This window comes from Deinococcus rubellus (assembly GCF_025244745.1).
GTDB classification, from domain to species: Bacteria; Deinococcota; Deinococci; order Deinococcales; family Deinococcaceae; genus Deinococcus; species Deinococcus rubellus.
In genome coordinates this window covers 2,290,790-2,308,809 of sequence record NZ_CP104213.1, presented here as the reverse complement: position 1 = coordinate 2,308,809, position 18,020 = coordinate 2,290,790, and the positions used below count along the sequence as shown (strand labels likewise).

Below are 18,020 nucleotides of genomic sequence, written 5' to 3'. Positions count from 1 at the left end.
AGTAAACCGCCTCATGCCGGACTTCAGGCCAGGTCAGCCACCCAAAGGCAATGCCGCCGGGAGCAATGGATTGCTGCTCCGTGCGGCATGATCAATCTCTACTGGAACATGCCAGCTTTACGGCTGGTAGCTGATGCGGTACACCTTGGCGTTGTCGTCGTCGGTCAGCAGCATCGAGCCGTCGGGCAGGCTCAGCAGGTCCACTGGGCGGCCCTTGGACGCCTGTCCGTTCAGGAAGCCGGTCAGGAAATCCTGCACCTTGCCGGATTTGGGATCAACCGTCACGACCCGGTAGCCGCTCTTGCTGGTGCGGTTCCACGAGCCGTGCAGCGCCACGAACATCTGGCCCCGGTACTGGGCGGGGAAGGCCTTGCCGGTGTAGAAGGCCAGGCCCAGCGGCGCGCTGTGGGCGGTGGTCAGGGCAAAGGCGGGGGTGGCGGCCTTGCAGGTGTCGGCGTTCTTCTTGCCGAACTCCTTGTCCCAGACCTGGGCCTCGCCTGGCTGCATGGTGTAGCAGTACGGCCAGCCGAAGTTGCGCCCCGGGGCCAGTTTGTAAAAGCCCTCCGGGGGCACGTTGTCGCCGAGGTTGTCGCGCCCGTTGTTGGTGGCATACAAGGTGTTGCCGTACCATTCCAGGCCCACCGGGTTGCGCAGGCCCGTCGAGTAGGGTTTGCCGTTCTTGCCGTCAGCGTCGTAGACCCACACGGCGGCGCGCTTGTCGTTGGTTTCCTCGCAGACGTTGCAGCTGCTGCCGGTGGCCACATACATCTTGTCGTCGGGGCCGAAGACCACCGTGCGGGTCGAGTGGCCCGCGCCGCTGGGCAGGTCGAGCAACTTCTCGGGCTGGCCGCTGGCTTTCTGGTCGCCGGATTTGTAAGCGAATCTGACCACGCCGTCGGTGTTGGCGACGTACAGGTAACCGCCGTGAAAGGCCAGGCCGTGCGGCTGGTTGAGCCCCTGGGCGAACACCTGCTGGCTGTCGGCCTTGTTTTTGCCGCGCAGCACGTAGACTTTCCCGGCTCCGGTATCGCTCAGAAACACGTCGCCGTTGGGGGCCACCACCATGAAACGCGGGCGCGAGAAGCCCTGGGCGTAGGTGCTGACCGAAAAGCCCTGCGGCACGTTGAAGCCGCCCGAGGTGGTGGATTTGCCGAGCGGCGCGGGCGCATGAACGGCGTCCTGGCTGCTGGCGGTGTCTTTACTCTGCTGGGCACAGGCCGGAGCGCTCAGCAGCAGCGCGGCGGTCATGAACTGGGTCAGGGGTTTGAGCATACGCCCATCACATCACGCTGCTGTGAGACGCGCTCGCCAGGTGGCTAAATACCAGCCAAAGTAAGCTGGAAGACGGTGTTGGGCGGCCCTCAGCGCTGCTCTGCCGCCGCTCTGAGCAGCTGCTCGGTCTCGTCCCAACCGATACAGGCGTCGGTCACCGAGACGCCGTACTGCAAGTCGGTCAGGTCGGCGGGGATGCTCTGCTTGCCGGGGTTGAGGTGGCTCTCGATCATCGCGCCGCGCAGCACCCGGCTGCCCACCCGGCGCTGAGAGAGCACGTCGTCCCAGACCAGATGCTGACGGGTATGATCGGAGCCGCTGTTGGCGTGCGAACAGTCGACGACCACGGCGGGCGTCAGGTGCGCCTGCGTCATCAGCCGCGCCGCCTCGGCCACGTTGGGGGCGCTGTAGTTGGGACCGTCCTGGCCGCCGCGCAGCACCACGTGGCCGTCGGGGTTGCCGCGCGTGTGCACGATGCAGGCGTGCGCGTCGTCGGTGATGGTGAAAAAGGCGTGCGCGCCCTTGGCCGCCACCGCCGCGTCCACGGCGACCTTGAGACTGCCGCTGGTGCCGTTCTTGAAGCCCACCGGGGCTGAGACCGCGCTGGCCATCACCCGGTGGGTCTGCGACTCGGCGGTGCGCGCTCCGATGCACACCCAGCTCAGCAAATCGAAAAGGTACTGCGGCACGAACGGGTCGAGCAGTTCGGTGGCGACGGGCAGCCCCAGGTCGTTGATCGCCAGCATCAGCTCGCGGGTGCGCCGGAGTCCGCCGCTGAAGTCGTAGGCCCCGTTGAGGTGCGGGTCGGTGAGGTAGCCGCGCCAGCCGACGGTGGTGCGCGGTTTGTCCACGTACACCCGCATCACCAGTTCGAGTTGGTCGCCCACGTCTTCCCGCAGCGCCGCCAGCTTGCGGGCGTAGGTCAGCGCCTGATCAAAGTCGTGGATGCTGCACGGCCCGGCAATCACCAGCAGCCGGTCATCCTCGCCGTGCAGGATGCTGCGCACCGCTCGGCGGGCCTTCGAAACGGTCTGCTCAGCCGTGGCTGTCAGCGGGTAAGCGTCCTTGAGCTGCCGGGGCGTGATGACGGTCTCGAAGGCGCTGACGTGCAGGTTCTCGGTGGCGCTGTGGTGGGATTTGGGCAACATGCTTCTCCTGGGGATGATGCGGCACAAGAAATCCCCGCCGGGTGGAGGCGCGGGGCGCGGGGAGGAGCGTGAGCGTCCGGCCCTCAGTCTTTGGGCCACTCGCTGACGGGAATAAACTCCACGCCCTCGGCCTCGGTGGCGGTGATGCGGTAATTGGCGTCGAAGAACACGGCGATCTCGCCCCGGTCAAAGTGATCGGTGCTGACCACCGGCTTTCTGAGCACGTAGCCCTTGCCTTCCTCGGCCACGCCGATGTGGGCCGACTTGGTAAAGCGCAGCGCCACCTCGTCGCCGTGCCTGAGCGTGCGGACACGGACATTGTAAACGCCGCCCCCGGCGTCAAAGACGTTGGGGTTGGCGGGTGCTTTCTTTTTCCAGAACATGACTCCTCCAGCGTTGAGGTTCCCAGTCTACCGCGCCGCGCTCGGAGGCGTCCGGCAGCGAGGTCACGCAGCGCCTGCTCCCATCAGATCTCGCGCAGCAGCGCCGTCAGCAGCCGCACGTGGTCGGGCCAGCGGTCCAGGCGGATGTGCTCGTGGGCCGCGTGCGCGCCGTCGCCGGGGGCACCCAGGCCGTCCAGGGTGGGTACCAAAGCCGCCGTGAAGTTGCCGTCGCTGCCGCCGCCCACCACTTCCTCGCTGAGGTCGAAACCCAGGTCGGCGGCCAGCTTCCTGGCCTGCCCGAAGAGGGCCAGCGTTTCGGGGCCGCGCTCGAACGGCGGGCGGTTGAGGCCCCCCGTCACGTTGAGGCTGACCCGCCTGTCGTGCGGTCTGAGCGACTGCATGGCCGTATCGATCCGCTCGCCTTCGGCCAGGCTGGCCACCCGCACATCGACCTCGAAGCGGGCCTGGGCCGGAATCACGTTGACTGCGCCGCCGCCGGAAATGAAGCCGACGCTGACGGTGGTGCCTGCCGCCGCATCGGCCAGGGCCTGCACCGCCAGAAGCTGATGCGCCGCCTCAGTGATGGCACTGGCTCCCTCGTGGGGTTTGTTGCCCGCGTGGGCTGCCACCCCGCTCAGCCCGACCACGAAGTGTCCCACCCCCTTGCGCCCGGACTTGAGGGCGTGGCTGTCGGCCACCGGCGGCTCGACCACCAGCACGGCACGGGCACGCCGGGCGGCGGCCTCGATCACCGGGCGACTCTGGGTACTGCCGATCTCCTCGTCGGGGGTGAGCAGCACCTCGATGCCGCCCGCCGGGTACTGGCCATCGAGCGCCCGCAGCGCGGCGAACAGGCCCGCGATGCCGCCCTTCATGTCGTAGCTGCCGGGGCCGTAGACGCGGTCATTCTCAACCCTCAGCGGCATCTCGGCCAGCGTGCCGTGCGGCCAGACGGTATCGGCATGGGCCAGCACCAGAATGGGACGCTCACTCGCTGAGGGCCCGGTGGACGGTTCAGCCGCCGCGCCGAACAGCAACTGCCGGGTGCCGCCGGGCAGGCTGTGGGTGCTGGCGTGCATGGCCCTGGCCCACCCCTCCACCACATCCTGCACGGCGCAGACGGCCAGGGCGTCGGAACTGGGCGATTCGAGTTCGACCAGTTGCTTGAGGTCACGCAGCAGCGAGAGGAGCGGCTCGGACTGGGGGTCGGGAAGAGAGCCGGACGGCGAGGCAGGTCGGGAATGGGTCATGGCCATATGCTAGTCCAGCTGCCAGAGTTGGGGCTGAAAGACCAGGCGGCCCTGAGAAAAGCTGGAACGGGCAAGTCGGTACCCAACAAAGCAAAAGGCGCACTCCGACGGGTGCGCCTGCGGTGCTGTGGGTGACGGATGCCCAGCTCCTCGGCAAAACTCACTTGCTGAGCTGGTTGATGATGCTGAACATCGGCAGGAACATACCCGCCACGATCAGACCGACGATGGTGCCCAGGAAAACGATCATAACCGGTTCGATGGCGGCGGTCAGACCCTCGACGGCCTCCTCGACTTCGCGGTCGTAGAAGTCGGCGACCTTGCCGAGCATGGTGTCGAGCGCGCCGGTTTCCTCGCCGATGGCGATCATGCTGACCACCATCGGTGGAAACACCGGACTGGCCGCCAGACTGCCGCTCATCTGCTCGCCGACCATCACCACGTTCTTGGCGTTCTCGATGGTGTCTTCCACGATGGCGTTGTTGGCCGTGCCCTTGGTGATTTCCAGACTCTCGATGATGTTCACGCCGCTGCTGATCAGCAGGCCGAAGGTGCGCGCAAAGCTGGCGATGGCCGTCCTCTTCATGAGGGTGCCGAAGACAGGTGTCTTCAACTTGAAGTCGTCGATGACGCGCCGGCCTTTGTTGGTCTTGTAGTACTGCCGGTAGGCGACGACGATCACGGCCACGATCAGAACAATCACGATGGTTTTCGTTTTGAGAAAGTCGGAAGCGGCCATCAGCCCACGGGTGAGCGGTGGCAGGTCGCCGCCGAGCTGGGTCAGAATGCCGCCGAACTGGGGCACGATGGTGGTGAGCAGGAAGTAGGTGATCAGCAGGGCAAAGACCAGCACGATCACCGGGTAGGTCATGGCACTCTTGATCTTGCCGCGCAGGGCCAAATCCTTTTCCTGAAAGTCGCTGATGCGCTCCAGCACGCTGTCGAGGGTGCCGCTGGTTTCACCCGCGCGCACCAGGTTGACATAGAGACGGTTAAAGACCTTGGGAAATTTGGCGATCGCCTCGGACATCGGCGTTCCGGCTTCCACATCGTTGCGGACCTTTCGGACCACATTTTGCAGCCCCGTGTGCTCGATCTGGCGCTGCATGATGGTCAGGGCCTGCACCAGCGGCACCCCGGCGTTGATCAGGGTGGCGAGCTGCTTGGAGAAGATGGCCACCGGCTTGAGGCCAGGTGGGCGGTCACTCAGGAAGGGAATCTTGAGATCGCTGAGATCGGTCTGCATGCCCTTTCTGGGGGCCTTGATATCGACGATCATCAGGCCCTTGGCGCGCAGCGAGTCGCGCACCTGGGCAATCGAGTCGGCTTCGGTTTGGGATTTGAGCACCTTGCCGCTGCGATCACGCACGCGGTATTCAAAGACCGGCATGGGATCAGTATAATTGGCGGAGTCTTGCGCTGAACTTACACGTCATTGGTAGGGCACGGCGCAACTGCCCAGGGAGAAGCGCATTGAAGCACGGTCAAACACAGCCTCAGCCGCAGTGGGAGGCGGCACTCGCGGCCCTGACGCGCGGCAGGATCATCGGTTTTCCCACCGAGACCGTCTGGGGGCTGGGCACCGACGCCCACTCGCCCTCGGCGGTCGCGGCGCTCTCGGTCATCAAGGGCCGCCCGTCGGGCAAGGCCTTGCAAGTCTCGTGTGCTGACGTGACGCAGGCCCGCGCCCTCGCCGCGCCGCAGGAGCTCCATTTCGAGGCGCTGGCGGCCCTGCTGCCTGGCCCGCTGACCCTGGTGGTGCGCGCCGCGCCGACCTGCCCGGCGTGGCTGGTGTTCGGCGGCAAGGTGGGCCTGCGGGTGCCGGACCATACCCTCACCCAGGCCCTGCTCAGGCGCTGGGGCAGGCCGCTGGCAACCACCAGTCTCAATCCGGCGGGCCAGCCGAGTGCCCGCACGCTGGCCGAGGCGCGGCGCTACGGGCTGGCTGAAGTGCTGCTGGAGGTGCCGTCCGAAGACCCATCCAACCCGCTCGCCGCGCCCGAGGCCAGTCACCTTCCCAGCACCGTCGTGGACTGCGAGAGCGGGGAGATTCTGCGCCAGGGAGCGCTGCCCGCGTCCATCATCCGGGCGGTGCTGGCCGGGCTGCCGTGAAGGCAACTGTGAAGTCGCTGATCGGCGCGGCGCTGCTGGCGGCGGGACGGCCTCTGCGGGCGGCGGAACTGGGCAAGCTGCTGGACATGAGTGAGGCGCAGGCACGCGCCCAGATCGAAGCCTACGCCGCCGATCTGGCCCGCGCCGAACTGGGCTTTCTGGTCGAGGAGGTGGCGGGCGGCTTCCGGCTGGTCGTACCGCCTGCTCTGGCGCAGCAGCTTGCTCCGCTGCTCTCACCGCCGCCGCTGCCGGGCCTGTCGGGTGCGGCACTGGAAGTGCTGGCCGTCATCGCCTACCGCCAGCCGGTGACCCGCGCCGAGATCGAGGCGATGCGCGGCGGCAGTGCCAGTACGGTCATCACCTTGCAGGAGCGCGAACTGATCAAGGTGGTGGGCCGTGCCGACGCCGTGGGCCAGCCGCTGCTCTACGCCACCACCGAGCGCTTCTTGCTCGAATTCGGCCTGCGCGATGTGCGCGATCTGCCGCCCCTGCAGGCCGAGGGGGCGGAATTCAGCCAGTTGCTGCGCGGCTAATACGGACTCCGATTAGATCGTGTTCAGCGTCTGTGTGCTGAACGCGATTTAATCCGACCAGCGGGAGTAGGAGGAGATACTGATTCTGCGTTGTGGAAGGACATCCCACGCTATTTGTGGGGTGTACTGGAGTTAAGCGGAATCAGTACCAGTACGTCCTCGCTCGCTCCGCCCGGTAAAGCCAAAGCATTATTGATCTCGGCTGAAGTGAACGACGGTAGAATGACTGGGTGACTGACCGTTGGCTCCCATCGCACCTCACCAGACCTCAACTCGAAGAACGTCGACTGCACTTTCTCCAGCTTCTCGAGACTCAAACGCACAACACCCAGGAACTCGCTGAGTTCCTGGGTGTTTCGGTGAGTACCATCCGCGACTGGAAGTATCGCCTCCGTCACCGTGGCCCAGATGCGCTCCAGGCCACCGTCACGACGGGCCGACCGCCTGCGCTCTCCGGGGAGCAGCGTGACGTCCTCAAAGACCTGCTCATCAAGGGTGCGCAGGTCCACGGCTTCCCCGATGACAGCTGGACGACCCTCCGGGTCAGAGAGGTCATCGGTCGGCACTTCAACCGCTGGCATCACCGCGATCACGTGCGGAGAATCCTGCATCAGCTGGGCTTTTCCCGCCAGAAGCCCGACAAGCGCGCACTGGAACAGAACCCGGAAGCGGTGGCCACCTGGATTCAGACCACCCTGCCCGAGATCAAAAAAAAGTAGCTGCTGGAGCGACGCTGGTCTTCCTAGATGAAGTCGGCTTCAGCCTGAAAGGGACGGTCAGGTGCACCTGGGCGCTGCGCGGCCAGACGCCCGTGGTGTTCGGGAAAGCCAGCTGGGACAAGGTCTCGACGATTGGTGCGCTCAGCAGTACCGGCCAGTTCCTACAGCACACGCAACATGGCGCATTCAAAGGCCCGGATGTGATTCGCTTCCTGCAGCACGTGTTGACACACGTCCCAGGGGAGGTCGTGGTGGTGCTGGACAACGCTGGCATCCACAAGACGAAGGCCGTGACGGCCTTCGTCGCGGGTGAATCCCGGCTGACACTGCAGTACCTCCCACCCTATGCTCCGGAGTTGAACCCCATTGAGCTGGTGTGGGCGTACGTCAAGCGGAATGTGCTGGGGAATTTCTGCGCGCGGACGTTGAAGGAGCTCAAGGCGCGCCTCAAAGTCGGGTGGCAGCGCGTCCGGTATGTCCGCCTCCCTGATCGCCTCCTGCATAGCTACCTTCCATCGTGAACTTCAGCCGAGATCAATACAAGGAGACGCTGAGCTGCAGTGATTGGCGGTCACGCTGCCTTAAGGTCGGCTTTACTCAAAGATCAGCCAGCCCTGAAATTGAATGGATAGTTACTTATGAGAAGGGGCCTGCGCGGCTCATGATGGGTTGTTCTTCTCACCTGCCCTGATCGACACTCTTGTCGGCAAGGACCAGCAGCGAAAACCAGAACCGGGTTTCGCGTCACAACAAAAGAGGTCACTATGAAAAACGTCATGATGTTCGGTATGGGTGTATTACTTCTCAGCTCCTGCTCGATGATGGGCGGCGGCATGAAAAACGGCACGATGGCCAACGGCACCATGTCCAATGGCGCGATGGCAGTCAAGCAGGGCACGGCCTCCTATAGCCTCAGCCGTCAGCCTGCCGCCACCGATATCAATCCGATGGGCAATGTGGCCGTCACCATCAACGGCAACACGGTGATGACCAGCGCCAAGCTCACTGGTCTGGCCGCCGATACCTATTACGTGGCCCACTACCACAACCAGGGCAGCGCCCAGTCGAATGATCCGTGCTCCAGCAATGGCCCGGCCCTACTCGACAGCATGATGGTCGGCAAGTCCGATGCGGGCGGCAACCTGAGCCTGATGGGCAGCGTCGCCAAGACCGTCGTGCAGGCGGCCACCTACTACAACGTCCACACTGCCAAGGACGCCAGCGGCGCACCTGCCGACGCGGGCGTGGCGTGCAGCGCCGTCAAGATTCAGTAAGGCAAACTTCTCGGCTGAATCTGGTCACTGAACACAGCGGGGAACTCCGGATGCGGTCTGGAGTTCCCCGCTGTGTTTTCTGGATGGGCTGGGTGTTCAGGCTTCCCGCGTCACGTAGCTGCGGGCCAGGCCCAGCATGTTGGCCACTGCCGCCGGGTCTGCCGCGCCGCTCAGGGCCTCTCGCAGCAGGGCCAGGCCCCTCTCGCCCTGCTGGGCCGCATAGTCCTGGGCGTGGTCCAGACTGCCGCTTTGCCGGAGCCAGTTCAGCACTTCGGCCATCCTGGCCGGGTCCTTGTCAGCCCTGGAGAGGGCCATCTGCTCCAGAAACACCGCACGTTGCTTGGCGGGGGCGGCATTCAGCCAGTGCAGCACGATCAGGGTGCGTTTGCCTTCCAGCAAATCGCCGCCGATCTCCTTTCCGTAATTTCCGGCGTCTTCGAGCAGATTCAGCACGTCGTCCCTGATCTGGAAGGCTGAGCCCAGGGCTTCCCCGGCGGGTGTGAAGGCGTCGCTGGGAAGACACCCCGCCGCCAGCGCGCCCAGCCGCAGCGGAATGATCACCGTGTAGTAAGCGGTCTTGAGCTGCACCATCTCCAGGTAATCGGCCTCGCTGAGATCCCACTCGCGCCGCGCCACCCAGTCGAGATCGAGGTGCTGGCCCTCGGCGGTGCGGTGAATCATGGTCAGCACTTCCCGGTAGGCCCCCGGCACCCCGGCTTGCTCCACCGCCGCCCACATGTAGGCGTGTAGGGCGTCTCCGGCATTCAGCGCCAGTGGCAGGCCGTGCAGGCGGTGCAGGGCGGGTTTGCCCCGGCGCTCCTCGCTGTCGTCCTCGATGTCGTCGTGAATCAGCACCCAGTTCTGGAACAGTTCGATCACCGCGCCGAGCCACAGAGCGCTTTGCCACTGCGGGGTGCCCTGGCGTGCGCCGTGGGCCTGGGCACTCAGCAGGAGCAGTTCGCTGCGAAGGCCCTTGCCGCCGCGCTGCGGATAGTCGCGCAGCATGGCGTAGAAGGCCCGCAGCTCCGGACGCGGATGGGTGTCGGGCAGCAGGCCGAGAATGAGGTCGAGCAGTTCGGAACGCATCAAAGCCCAGTTTAGCCTGGGACGCCCGACTGGGGCCGGGACGGTATCCTGATGCCGAGCGTGCCTGTGGAGGCCATGTTGCCGGAAATTCAGTCCCCAGCTCCAATCCCAGCTTCAGCCGCACCTGCCGTTCGCCTGAAGCGCCCTGGCCGTGTTCCGAAGCGCTGGGTGGTTCTGGCGGCTGCACTGCTGATCGCTGGGCTGCTCCTCATCCCCGAGGTGCGCGGCTGGCTGTGGATGGTGGGCGGTGTCCTGTTTGGCCCCGACCCCGCGCCGCGTCATGCCCTGGTCGGGCGGCTGGGGGCCTGGGGACCGCTGGCCCTGATCGCCGGGATGCTGGTGCAGGCCGTCTTTCCCATCTTGCCCGCCGCCGCCGATGTGGTGCTGGCGGCGCTGCTCTACGGCTTCTGGGGCGGCTTCGCCATCGTCTACACCGGCACGCTGCTGGGGGCGGCGCTGGGCTACCGGGTGGGGCAGCGCTTCGGCGGCTGGGCGGTGCGGCGGCTGGCGGGTGAGAGCATGACCCGTCGCCTGGAAACCTTCGCCGGGCAGCGCGGGGTGCAGGCGGTGCTGCTGGTGCGGCTGATGCCCGCCCTCAAGGCCGAGGTCATGAACCTGGTGGCAGGCGCAGTGGGCATAGCTTTCTGGCCGTTCATGGCCGCCTCCGCAGCGGGGGCGCTTCCGGCCACCGCGCTGGTGGTGTGGCTCTCGGCCAGTCCGGCGCGGCTGCTATGGGGGGTGCTGTCGCTGTCGCTGGCGGTGGGGGTGCTGGCGCTGGGGCGCTGGTGGTGGCGGCGCAGGCGGCAGCAGTCTTCACCCGGTTTCTCATCGCTGCCTTCTTCCTCTCCGGGCGACCCCCCCGTTTGAGCAGGCGGCCCAGTCGGGTAGACTGCCTTCACGCTGGCGACGGCGGCCCCTTTTCCCGGCGGCTCTTCAACAAAGAAGAGCATGCAGACGGGGCCGTAAAACGTCGCTGGACTGTCAGGAGACGTTGCCCATGATCCAGGATGCTTTCCCCCCCGACACTTCTTCGAGTGAACCTGCCGAACGTGAGGCCGCCTCACCCCCGGCCCCGCTTTCCGCCTACGCCCGTGCGGGTGTGGACATCAACGCGGGTCACCGCGCTGTGGCGCTGATGAGGGGCGCGGTAGCCCGCACCCACGGCCCGCAGGTGCTGGGCGGCCTGGGCGGTTTCGGTGGGCTGTTCCGGGCTGACTTCGGGGCCATGACCGACCCGGTGCTGGTGGCCTCCACCGATGGGGTCGGTACCAAGACCAAGGTGGCCAGCCGCGCCGGACAGTACGGCGGCCTGGGCGCGGACATCGTCAACCACTGCGTCAACGACATTCTGGTGCAGGGCGCGCGCCCGCTGTTCTTTCTCGATTACGTGGCAATGGGCAAGCTGATTCCCGAACAGGTGGCCGCCTTCGTGACGGGCGCGGCAGGAGCCTGCGAGGCGCTGGGCGTGGCGTTGCTGGGCGGCGAGACCGCCGAGATGCCGGGCGTGTACCTGGACGGTGAACTCGACATCGTAGGCACCATCGTGGGTGTTGTAGACCGGGACGGGCTGATCACCGGCGAGCGGCTGGAGGCGGGCGACGTGGTGATCGCCCTGCCCAGCAGCGGCCTGCACACCAATGGCTACAGCCTGGCCCGCGCCGCGCTGGAGGGCCTCGACTGGCAAGCTCCCGATGTGGAACTGGGCGGCAGCCTGCAAGACGCCCTGCTGGTGCCGCACCGCAGCTATCTGGCGGCGTATCAGGTGCTGAGCGCTGCTGGCCTCGACGTGCGGGCCATGAGCCACATCACCGGAGGCGGACTCATTGACAACCCGCCGCGCGTGCTGCCCGAGGGACTGGGCCTGCGTTTCGACCTGGGCACCTACCCGCTGCCGCCACTGTTCGAGCGGATCGTCCGGCGCTCCGGCACCCTTGGGCGCGAGGCCTACCGGGCGCTGAACATGGGCGTGGGCTTTCTCTTTATGCTGCCGCCCGCTCAGGCGGCGCAGGCGCTGGACGTGCTGCGCGGTGCGGGCGAGTCGCCCTGGGTCATCGGTCAAGTGGTGGCGGGTGCTGGGCCATCACAAGAAGAGGCGGTTCAGGACAGAGTCGAACTGCTCAACCTGCCCGCCGCGCTGGGTGGAGCGCCTCTGTGACGACTGTGCCCAAACCGCCCACCGGGCTGAGTCTGCCCGAGCGGCACGCCTCGGCGGAGTTGTGGGTCGTGCGCCACGGCGAGAGCACCTGGAACGCCGATGGGCGCTACCAGGGCCAGACCGACGTGCCGCTGAGCGTGGTGGGGGTGTTGCAGGCCTCCAGTCTGGCCGAGCGCCTGACCAGCCAGCGCTTCGCCGCTGTGTATTCCAGCGATCTGGTGCGGGCGCAGCGCACCGCCGAGATCGTCACCGAGCGCCTCAGCGGCGAGCCGCAGGTGCAGACCGTACCAGGACTGCGTGAGATCGACGTGGGCCAGCTCAGCGGCCTGGGCCTGGCGGACATCCGCAGCGCCTACCCCGAGTATCTGGCGGCGCTGCGGGCCGATCCCTGGGCGACCCGGCGGCCCGGTGGTGAGAGCATGGCCGATCTGTACGCCCGCGCGGCTGCGGCGCTGAGCGATCTGGCCGCCCGGCACCAGGGCGAGCGGATCATGGTGTTCACCCACGGCGGGGTGGTGCGGGTGGCGGTGGGGCTGGCGCTGGGCGGGGTGCCGCCAAATGCCTGGGCCAGATTGTCGGTGGCCAATACCAGCATCACCCGGCTGCTGCTCTCGGACCAGGGCGGTACGCTGCTGGGCTTCAATGACGCCGCCCATCTCGAAGACCTGGAGGCGGCGGGTGAGGCCGACGACCTGGGGCTGGGGGCCACGCCGTAACACGGCCAGTCCTGACAGATCTTGACAGACCACGAAAAAGCGTCCGGCAAAACTGACCGGACGCTCTTTCAACCAAACGCGAATGTATGTGGGTGCCGGGCCAGAAGCTGACCCAGCGACCCTGGAGCCTTACTTGATCGCGCCGTTGAGGCCCTGCGGGAAGAAGCCGCCTTTGTGGGCGTCAGGAGCCAGGTAGACGATGTTGAGGACTTCGCGGGTGGTGCGGGCAAACGCGCCGCCGTTGGCGTCGTCGGGCAGCAGCACGGCCTTGCCGTTCTCGGTCAGGCCCTTGTCCTTGCCGCCGCCGACCTTGGCACGCAGGGCGCTGATGGCGTTGACGATCTGCTCGACGGTCAGGCCCGCAGCGGCCACGACGTCTTTTTGCTGGTACAGGAAGGTGCGGACGCTGCCCGCATGGTAGGCTTCCGCCGCCAGGATGCCCGCCGCTGCCTGCAAGTAGGCCGGGTTGGTCAGCAGGGTGGCCGCGCCGTTGTAGGCGGTGACCCCCACGTCCTCGAAGATAAACGCGCCGTGCAGGAAGAACAGCTCGTTGGTGTAGGGGTTAAAGCCCTTGATGGCTCCGCCCGAAGCGGCCTGGCCCGCCGCGTCGAAGGCCGAGGAGAGGTCGAGCAGGGGACGCGCGACTGCGCCCTTGCCCAGTGCGGCGTGCAGGAACTTGACGTGCGCGATCTCGTCGTCGGCAATCGAGTTGACATACGCCTGGATGTTGCTGTCCTTGAACTGCATGCCGCCCGCCGGAAGGTTGGCAGGCAGAGCAATCGGGGCCGAGCCGCCGATGGCGCGCACTTCGCTGAGTCGGCCCACAGCCGCCGCGTAGAAGGAGGCTTCGAGATATTCCAGGTTCAGTGCGAAGTTCAGCACGTCGCCGTCGATGTCCTTGGCAGGTATGGCCAGAGCGCTGCCGCCCAGACCCAGGGCCGCTGCGCCCAATCCGAGTTTACCCAAAGTGCCCAGCGCTTCCCGACGATTCATTTCGCTCATGTCCTTCCTCCTGTAAAAGTGCCCACCGCCGCTCACGTTCCAGAACGAACGCGTGTCGGGGTGGCTTCTCTGAGAGGTTGTATGCGGACATGAACGGACTTGGATGTTCACCAGAGCTTTAGGAAGACGGGTTGCCGCTGTGAGACCCGCTCAGCGTTTCTGGGGCCAGATGTTCTTGGCGCTGCCTTTCACACTGTCGGGCAGGTCGGCAACCTGCTTGGCCTTTTCCTCCATGCCGGTTTGCTGTACCCCTTTGATGTCGTGAAGATCGTTGGTGTCCTTGTCGCCGCCGTGCGGGTGGTGCTGGTCCGGAGTCGGTTTGCTGCGGTCACTGCTGGTCTTGTCGTCCATGTCGCTGGCCTCCTTGAGAGTTTCTTCGAATGTTGAGGGGGTTCATTAAGTCTAGGCGTCGGCGTGACCAGGTTCGCCCTGGGTCAAGAACGCCTCAAGCCTGTCTCAGGGTCGTGGCCGGGGGCAGCGTTGTTGCAAGCAGTCTCATTGAGAGAAGAGTTGGGGAGAAGACGGGTCAACGCCCAGACCTGCTGCCCGGTGGGAACATTTGCCCCGCCGCTTTCCGGGCTGGCGCGTCCCTCTACCCTGGGCGGATGAAACCGGCCCTGCCGCTGCTCGTCCTGCTGACCCTTCAGGCGGCCCTCTCCCAGGCCAGGCCGCAGTCGGACGCCGCCTTCGCCGCTGCTGTGGCCAGGGTGGACGCCGCCGACATGAGCATTGCCGTCGCCCGTAAGAGGGCATATCCGGGCAGCGATTTGAAGGTGCTGCAAACGCTCAGGGCGGGCGGCAACTCTTCCCGCCAGGTCGTCTCGTATCAGTCAGACGGCCTGAGCATCCACGGGCTGCTGACGGTGCCCAGCGGCATGCCGCCGAAGGGAGGCTGGCCCGCCGTCGTGTTCAATCACGGCTACATTCTGCCGAACGTGTACCGCACCACCGAGCGCTACGTGGCCTACCAGGACGCCTTCGCGCGCGCGGGCTTCGTGACCCTCAAGAGCGATTACCGGGGGCACGGCAGTTCGCAGGGGGTGGCGCTGGGCGGATACTACGCGCCGGGTTACACCGACGACGTGATGAATGCGCTGGGCAGCCTCAAGCGCGACAACCGGGTCAATGCCGGGCGCATCGGGATGTGGGGGCACAGCATGGGCGGCTTCCTGACCCTGCGGGCGATGGTCATTGACCCCAGCATCAAGGCCGGGGTGATCTGGGGCGGGGTGGTCGCCAACTACGACGACCTGATGAACCGCTGGCCCCGCAAAGCACCCGCCAGCATTCCCCGCCGGGTGCTGAACTTGCGCCGCGACGCGGTGGCCAGGTACGGCACGCCCGCCGAGAACCCCAAATTCTGGAATTCACTGAGCGCCAACAGCTCTCTCAAAGACCTCAGCAGCCCGCTGCAACTGCACATCGGCTCGGTAGATGAGGAAGTGCCGCCTGCCTTCCACGCCACCCTGGTGGGGCAACTCAAGGCGGTGGGCAAAACGGTCCAGAGTTACGTCTATCCCGGCGACAACCACAACCTCAGCGGCAACCTCCGCACGGTGCTGGACCGCAGCGTGGCGTTTTTCAAGAAGAACCTGTGAGGTCCGGAGCGTCTTCGGAGGTCGAAACGCTATTCTGAGCGGCATGACCCTCCGCTGGCTGTGCTCGGCCCTGCTCTGTGCCCTGGTGGCCTGTTCGCCTTCCGGCAAGTCGGGTGGAGCAGCCCAGACGACGCAAACAACTCAGACACCGTCAATAACTCAGACACCGTCAATCACCCAGACGACGCAAACGAAACAGTCCTCACGGGCGGCCCAGCCCAGCACCCGCACAGGTGGCCTGCCGATGTTGCCCCGCGCCGATCTGCCGCCGGAGGGCCAGCGTACCCTCAGCCTGATCGTGCGCGGTGGCCCCTTTCCTGCCAGCCGCGACGGGGTGGTGTTCGGCAACCGCGAGCGCCTGCTGCCGCCCAGGCCGGGTGGCACTTACCGCGAGTACACTGTGCCCACGCCCGGCGCGTCGGACCGGGGCGCTCGGCGGATCGTCTGCGGCCCGCCGCTTCGCAGCACCGCCGAGTGTTACTACACTGCCGACCACTACGCCAGCTTCAAAAGGATTTCCCCGTGAGCATTTTTGATGATCTCCCGCAGGGCATCCAGCCTGCGCCCGCCGAGCCGCGTCTGGTGGCGGCGGGCGCGCAGGTGCGGCTGCGCGAGGTGACGCTCAGCGGCGTGCAGGATAAAGATGATTTGATGCTGGCTTTTGCCAACGATCTGGCCCTCAGCGCCAGCTTCGGGCGCAACTGGGACGCCCTCTACGACGTGCTGAGCGACCCCGCCATCGCCCCGCCGCGCCTGGCGCTGGTGCTGTGCGACTATCCTGATTTCGAGCGCCGCCACGCCCGCCTGGCCGAGGACCTCCGGAAAGTGCTGCTTGACGCCCAGAAAGCCCTGGCGGGCGCAGGCAAGGCGCTGTGGCTGCTCTCGGAGTTGCCGGAGAGCGAGGCCTGACAACGAACGGTAGCGGCGCTGACGGGCGCGGGCGCAGCCATGCGGCAGTCTGGGCAGATGACCCACCTCAAAACCGTGCTGCTGGCGGCGGCGCTGTCCGGCGCAGCGGCGTCGTCCCCCGCCTTCGTGCTCAGGGACGCGGCGGGCAGAGAGTGGGCGCTGCAAAGTCACCTGGGCCGCGAGCGCCTGCTGATCGTCTCGCGCCCCTCAGCGGCGTATCTGGCCGAAGTGCGGCTTCAGGACGCGGCGCTTCAGGTCCGCGACCTGCGGGTGGTGGCGCTGCTGCCGCCCAGCGACGCGGGGCTGAACGGCCCCGTTACCCTGATGCTGACCCTGCTGGCCGACCCCGGCGGCAAGGTGGCGGCCCAGTACGGCCCCGCCGCATTGATCGGCAAGGACAAGGGCGTCAAGGCCCGCTACCCTGCGCCACCCGCCCTCAGCGCGGTGTTGGGCACGGTGGACGCCATGCCGATGCGCCAGCAGGAGCGGCGTGAGCGCGGCAGATAAACGCGGTGGGGCCATCTGGGCTTGACCCTGACGCAGCGTCACGGTTTAGCGTGTGGTTCGGGAGGACAAGGCCGTATGAAACTCAAGATCGGTGAACTCGCCAGGGCCACCGGGCTGACCATCCGGACGCTGCGCCACTACGACGCCGTGGGTCTGCTCTCGCCGGGCCAGCGCACCGAGAGCGATTACCGCCTGTATTCTCAGACCGATCTGGCCCGGTTGCTCCAGATTCAGAGCCTCAAGGCACTGGGCCTGAGCCTGAACGACATCCGGGTGGTGCTCGACGACCCGGCGCAGTCGCCGGAGCAGATTATCGAGCGCCACATCCGGTTCGTGGAGCAGCAACTGAGTGAACACACCCGCCTGCTGGCCCGGCTGCGGCAACTTAAAAGTGTGCAGCACGCCAGCGGCGCGGAACTTTTAGAGGTGATCAGAATGACCGAAGAGATCAAGCAGAAGGTGGACAGGATGATGGACGTGGCCCGCAGCGTGGGCGACAGCAGCGAAGACCCCTTCGACGCCGAGCAGACGACCTATCTCAAGGAGCGGGCCGAGACCGTCGGACAGGGGCGCATCGAGGAAGTTCAAAATGCCTGGCCCGAACTGATGGCGGCGGTTCTGGTAGAAATGGAGCGCGGCACCGACCCTGGTGATTCCAGGGTGAAGGCGCTGGCTGAGCGCTGGCAGGGCCTGGTGGCGGAATTTACCGGAGGCCGCCAGGACATCAAGGCCAACCTGAACACCGCCTATCAACGCCGGATGCCGCCGGAGATGCAGGCGATGTGGGACTACATCTCGCAGGCGATGAAGTCGTAAAAGGTCTGGGGAACCGGGGAAGACATGCTTCCCCGGTTCCCCAGACCTTTTGCCTGGCCTCTTGAAAGCTCCGAGCTCAGCCCTGAGCCGCCGCACAGGCCGGGCACTGGCCGTAGAGCGTGACCTCGTGGGCCTCCACGACGAAGCCGCCAGGGTAGACGGTGCCGGGCGGTAGCGCCACCGGGCAGGTGCTCAGGGTAAACACCCGCCCGCAACTGCGGCAGGCAAAATGGTGGTGGTGGCCGCGCCCACTGGCCTCGTACAGGTTCTCGCCGTCGAGCGTGACGATGTGGGCCGCGCCCTGCTCCTGCAAGAGCTTGAGGGTGCGGTAGACGGTGGCGACCCCCAGGCTGGGCAACTCCGTCAGCGCCCGGCTGTGCAGTTCCGGCACGCTCAGTGGCCCCTCGGCAGCGATCAGCAGGCGGCTGATCACCCCGCGCTGACGGGTGCCCTTGGGGCGGGGCGCAGGGGAGGCGGCGGCGCTCATAGGCTTCAGGGTAGCAAATGGGCCGGGCCGGATTGCGAGCCAGGGCGGAGGCG

At 66.3% G+C, this 18,020-nt stretch carries 21 protein-coding genes; 12 read left to right on the top strand and 9 right to left on the bottom strand.

Annotation, left to right across the window (positions count from 1 at the left end; all coding sequences use genetic code 11):
• Positions 1 to 117 precede the first annotated feature (117 nt).
• The 5 genes from N0D28_RS11890 to pilC all read right to left on the bottom strand — a co-directional run bounded on the left by N0D28_RS11890 (position 118) and on the right by pilC (position 5,443).
• Entirely contained in the window at positions 118 to 1,272 is a 1,155-nt protein-coding gene (locus N0D28_RS11890; protein WP_376777624.1) for a PQQ-dependent sugar dehydrogenase, read from the bottom strand.
• An 89-nt stretch (positions 1,273 to 1,361) separates the two neighbouring features.
• A complete protein-coding gene (locus N0D28_RS11885) occupies positions 1,362 to 2,420 on the bottom strand; it encodes a 3-deoxy-7-phosphoheptulonate synthase (protein WP_260559729.1) in 1,059 nt (352 codons plus the stop codon).
• 83 nt (positions 2,421 to 2,503) lie between these two features.
• Positions 2,504 to 2,803 carry a hypothetical protein gene (locus tag N0D28_RS11880; protein ID WP_260559728.1) on the bottom strand — a complete coding sequence of 100 codons (300 nt, stop codon included), beginning with the start codon at positions 2,801 to 2,803 and terminating at the stop codon, positions 2,504 to 2,506.
• Between the two features lie 83 nt (positions 2,804 to 2,886).
• Positions 2,887 to 4,053, bottom strand: a complete 1,167-nt coding sequence (locus tag N0D28_RS11875) for a M20 family metallopeptidase (RefSeq protein WP_260559727.1) — start codon at positions 4,051 to 4,053, stop codon at positions 2,887 to 2,889.
• Between the two features lie 160 nt (positions 4,054 to 4,213).
• The gene (gene pilC / locus N0D28_RS11870) at positions 4,214 to 5,443 is read right to left on the bottom strand and encodes a type IV pilus assembly protein PilC (protein ID WP_260559726.1); all 1,230 of its coding nucleotides are present in this window, start codon (positions 5,441 to 5,443) and stop codon (positions 4,214 to 4,216) included.
• Between the two features lie 83 nt (positions 5,444 to 5,526).
• Here pilC and N0D28_RS11865 point away from each other — a divergent pair, with 83 nt between their 5' ends.
• The 4 genes from N0D28_RS11865 to N0D28_RS11850 all read left to right on the top strand — a co-directional run bounded on the left by N0D28_RS11865 (position 5,527) and on the right by N0D28_RS11850 (position 8,691).
• On the top strand, positions 5,527 to 6,165 hold the full coding sequence (locus tag N0D28_RS11865; RefSeq protein ID WP_260559725.1) for an L-threonylcarbamoyladenylate synthase: 639 nt from the start codon (positions 5,527 to 5,529) through the stop codon (positions 6,163 to 6,165).
• Positions 6,162 to 6,698: an SMC-Scp complex subunit ScpB gene (gene scpB / locus N0D28_RS11860; RefSeq protein ID WP_260559724.1), complete on the top strand. Its 537-nt coding sequence runs from the start codon at positions 6,162 to 6,164 to the stop codon at positions 6,696 to 6,698. Before N0D28_RS11865 ends, scpB begins: the two co-directional genes overlap by 4 nt.
• Positions 6,699 to 6,928: 230 nt before the next feature.
• Positions 6,929 to 7,938 (top strand): IS630 family transposase gene (locus N0D28_RS11855; RefSeq protein ID WP_376777622.1). Its coding sequence is split into 2 segments (ribosomal slippage): positions 6,929 to 7,403 and positions 7,403 to 7,938, totalling 1,011 coding nucleotides; the frame shifts between segments, so codons are not numbered across the junction.
• A gap of 243 nt (positions 7,939 to 8,181) precedes the next feature.
• Positions 8,182 to 8,691 carry a superoxide dismutase gene (locus tag N0D28_RS11850; protein ID WP_260559722.1) on the top strand — a complete coding sequence of 170 codons (510 nt, stop codon included), beginning with the start codon at positions 8,182 to 8,184 and terminating at the stop codon, positions 8,689 to 8,691.
• A 96-nt stretch (positions 8,692 to 8,787) separates the two neighbouring features.
• Here N0D28_RS11850 and N0D28_RS11845 read toward each other — a convergent pair whose 3' ends face one another.
• Entirely contained in the window at positions 8,788 to 9,777 is a 990-nt protein-coding gene (locus N0D28_RS11845; protein ID WP_260559721.1) for a polyprenyl synthetase family protein, read from the bottom strand.
• A 168-nt stretch (positions 9,778 to 9,945) separates the two neighbouring features.
• Here N0D28_RS11845 and N0D28_RS11840 point away from each other — a divergent pair, with 168 nt between their 5' ends.
• From N0D28_RS11840 to N0D28_RS11830, 3 genes are all read left to right on the top strand, one after another.
• The gene (locus N0D28_RS11840; RefSeq protein ID WP_260559720.1) at positions 9,946 to 10,644 is read left to right on the top strand and encodes a TVP38/TMEM64 family protein; all 699 of its coding nucleotides are present in this window, start codon (positions 9,946 to 9,948) and stop codon (positions 10,642 to 10,644) included.
• Between the two features lie 268 nt (positions 10,645 to 10,912).
• A complete protein-coding gene (gene purM, locus N0D28_RS11835) occupies positions 10,913 to 11,932 on the top strand; it encodes a phosphoribosylformylglycinamidine cyclo-ligase (RefSeq protein ID WP_260561888.1) in 1,020 nt (339 codons plus the stop codon).
• Positions 11,929 to 12,648 (top strand): histidine phosphatase family protein, encoded by a 720-nt coding sequence (locus N0D28_RS11830; protein WP_260559719.1) that lies wholly within the window; start codon positions 11,929 to 11,931, stop codon positions 12,646 to 12,648. Before purM ends, N0D28_RS11830 begins: the two co-directional genes overlap by 4 nt.
• A 129-nt stretch (positions 12,649 to 12,777) precedes the next feature.
• Here N0D28_RS11830 and N0D28_RS11825 read toward each other — a convergent pair whose 3' ends face one another.
• Both N0D28_RS11825 and N0D28_RS11820 read right to left on the bottom strand, forming a co-directional pair.
• Positions 12,778 to 13,650: a ferritin-like domain-containing protein gene (locus tag N0D28_RS11825; RefSeq protein ID WP_260559718.1), complete on the bottom strand. Its 873-nt coding sequence runs from the start codon at positions 13,648 to 13,650 to the stop codon at positions 12,778 to 12,780.
• A gap of 150 nt (positions 13,651 to 13,800) precedes the next feature.
• The gene (locus N0D28_RS11820) at positions 13,801 to 14,001 is read right to left on the bottom strand and encodes a hypothetical protein (protein ID WP_260559717.1); all 201 of its coding nucleotides are present in this window, start codon (positions 13,999 to 14,001) and stop codon (positions 13,801 to 13,803) included.
• A gap of 254 nt (positions 14,002 to 14,255) precedes the next feature.
• On the opposite strand from N0D28_RS11820, the gene N0D28_RS11815 reads away from it, so the two are divergent.
• From N0D28_RS11815 to N0D28_RS11795, 5 genes are all read left to right on the top strand, one after another.
• Complete coding sequence (locus N0D28_RS11815) at positions 14,256 to 15,248, top strand: alpha/beta hydrolase family protein (protein ID WP_260559716.1); 993 nt, start codon at positions 14,256 to 14,258, stop codon at positions 15,246 to 15,248.
• A 43-nt stretch (positions 15,249 to 15,291) separates the two neighbouring features.
• Positions 15,292 to 15,774, top strand: a complete 483-nt coding sequence (locus N0D28_RS11810) for a ribonuclease (RefSeq protein ID WP_260559715.1) — start codon at positions 15,292 to 15,294, stop codon at positions 15,772 to 15,774.
• Positions 15,771 to 16,157 (top strand): barstar family protein, encoded by a 387-nt coding sequence (locus tag N0D28_RS11805; RefSeq protein WP_260559714.1) that lies wholly within the window; start codon positions 15,771 to 15,773, stop codon positions 16,155 to 16,157. Before N0D28_RS11810 ends, N0D28_RS11805 begins: the two co-directional genes overlap by 4 nt.
• 57 nt (positions 16,158 to 16,214) lie before the next feature.
• Positions 16,215 to 16,664: a DUF4174 domain-containing protein gene (locus N0D28_RS11800; RefSeq protein ID WP_260559713.1), complete on the top strand. Its 450-nt coding sequence runs from the start codon at positions 16,215 to 16,217 to the stop codon at positions 16,662 to 16,664.
• Positions 16,665 to 16,739: 75 nt separating this feature from the next.
• Positions 16,740 to 17,480, top strand: coding sequence for a MerR family transcriptional regulator (locus tag N0D28_RS11795; protein WP_260559712.1), 741 nt, complete (start codon positions 16,740 to 16,742; stop codon positions 17,478 to 17,480).
• Positions 17,481 to 17,556: 76 nt separating this feature from the next.
• Here N0D28_RS11795 and N0D28_RS11790 read toward each other — a convergent pair whose 3' ends face one another.
• Positions 17,557 to 17,967, bottom strand: a complete 411-nt coding sequence (locus N0D28_RS11790; RefSeq protein WP_260559711.1) for a Fur family transcriptional regulator — start codon at positions 17,965 to 17,967, stop codon at positions 17,557 to 17,559.
• Positions 17,968 to 18,020 lie beyond the last annotated feature (53 nt).

Coding starts and splice junctions, on each gene's coding strand:
- N0D28_RS11890 (WP_376777624.1), bottom strand. CDS start 1,272: ATGCTCAAACCCCTGACCCAGTTCATGACCGCCGCGCTGCTGCTGAGC.
- N0D28_RS11885 (WP_260559729.1), bottom strand. CDS start 2,420: ATGTTGCCCAAATCCCACCACAGCGCCACCGAGAACCTGCACGTCAGC.
- N0D28_RS11880 (WP_260559728.1), bottom strand. CDS start 2,803: ATGTTCTGGAAAAAGAAAGCACCCGCCAACCCCAACGTCTTTGACGCC.
- N0D28_RS11875 (WP_260559727.1), bottom strand. CDS start 4,053: ATGACCCATTCCCGACCTGCCTCGCCGTCCGGCTCTCTTCCCGACCCC.
- pilC (WP_260559726.1), bottom strand. CDS start 5,443: ATGCCGGTCTTTGAATACCGCGTGCGTGATCGCAGCGGCAAGGTGCTC.
- N0D28_RS11850 (WP_260559722.1), top strand. CDS start 8,182: ATGAAAAACGTCATGATGTTCGGTATGGGTGTATTACTTCTCAGCTCC.
- N0D28_RS11845 (WP_260559721.1), bottom strand. CDS start 9,777: ATGCGTTCCGAACTGCTCGACCTCATTCTCGGCCTGCTGCCCGACACC.
- purM (WP_260561888.1), top strand. CDS start 10,913: ATGAGGGGCGCGGTAGCCCGCACCCACGGCCCGCAGGTGCTGGGCGGC.
- N0D28_RS11825 (WP_260559718.1), bottom strand. CDS start 13,650: ATGAGCGAAATGAATCGTCGGGAAGCGCTGGGCACTTTGGGTAAACTC.
- N0D28_RS11820 (WP_260559717.1), bottom strand. CDS start 14,001: ATGGACGACAAGACCAGCAGTGACCGCAGCAAACCGACTCCGGACCAG.
- N0D28_RS11815 (WP_260559716.1), top strand. CDS start 14,256: ATGAAACCGGCCCTGCCGCTGCTCGTCCTGCTGACCCTTCAGGCGGCC.
- N0D28_RS11810 (WP_260559715.1), top strand. CDS start 15,292: ATGACCCTCCGCTGGCTGTGCTCGGCCCTGCTCTGTGCCCTGGTGGCC.
- N0D28_RS11800 (WP_260559713.1), top strand. CDS start 16,215: ATGACCCACCTCAAAACCGTGCTGCTGGCGGCGGCGCTGTCCGGCGCA.
- N0D28_RS11795 (WP_260559712.1), top strand. CDS start 16,740: ATGAAACTCAAGATCGGTGAACTCGCCAGGGCCACCGGGCTGACCATC.
- N0D28_RS11790 (WP_260559711.1), bottom strand. CDS start 17,967: ATGAGCGCCGCCGCCTCCCCTGCGCCCCGCCCCAAGGGCACCCGTCAG.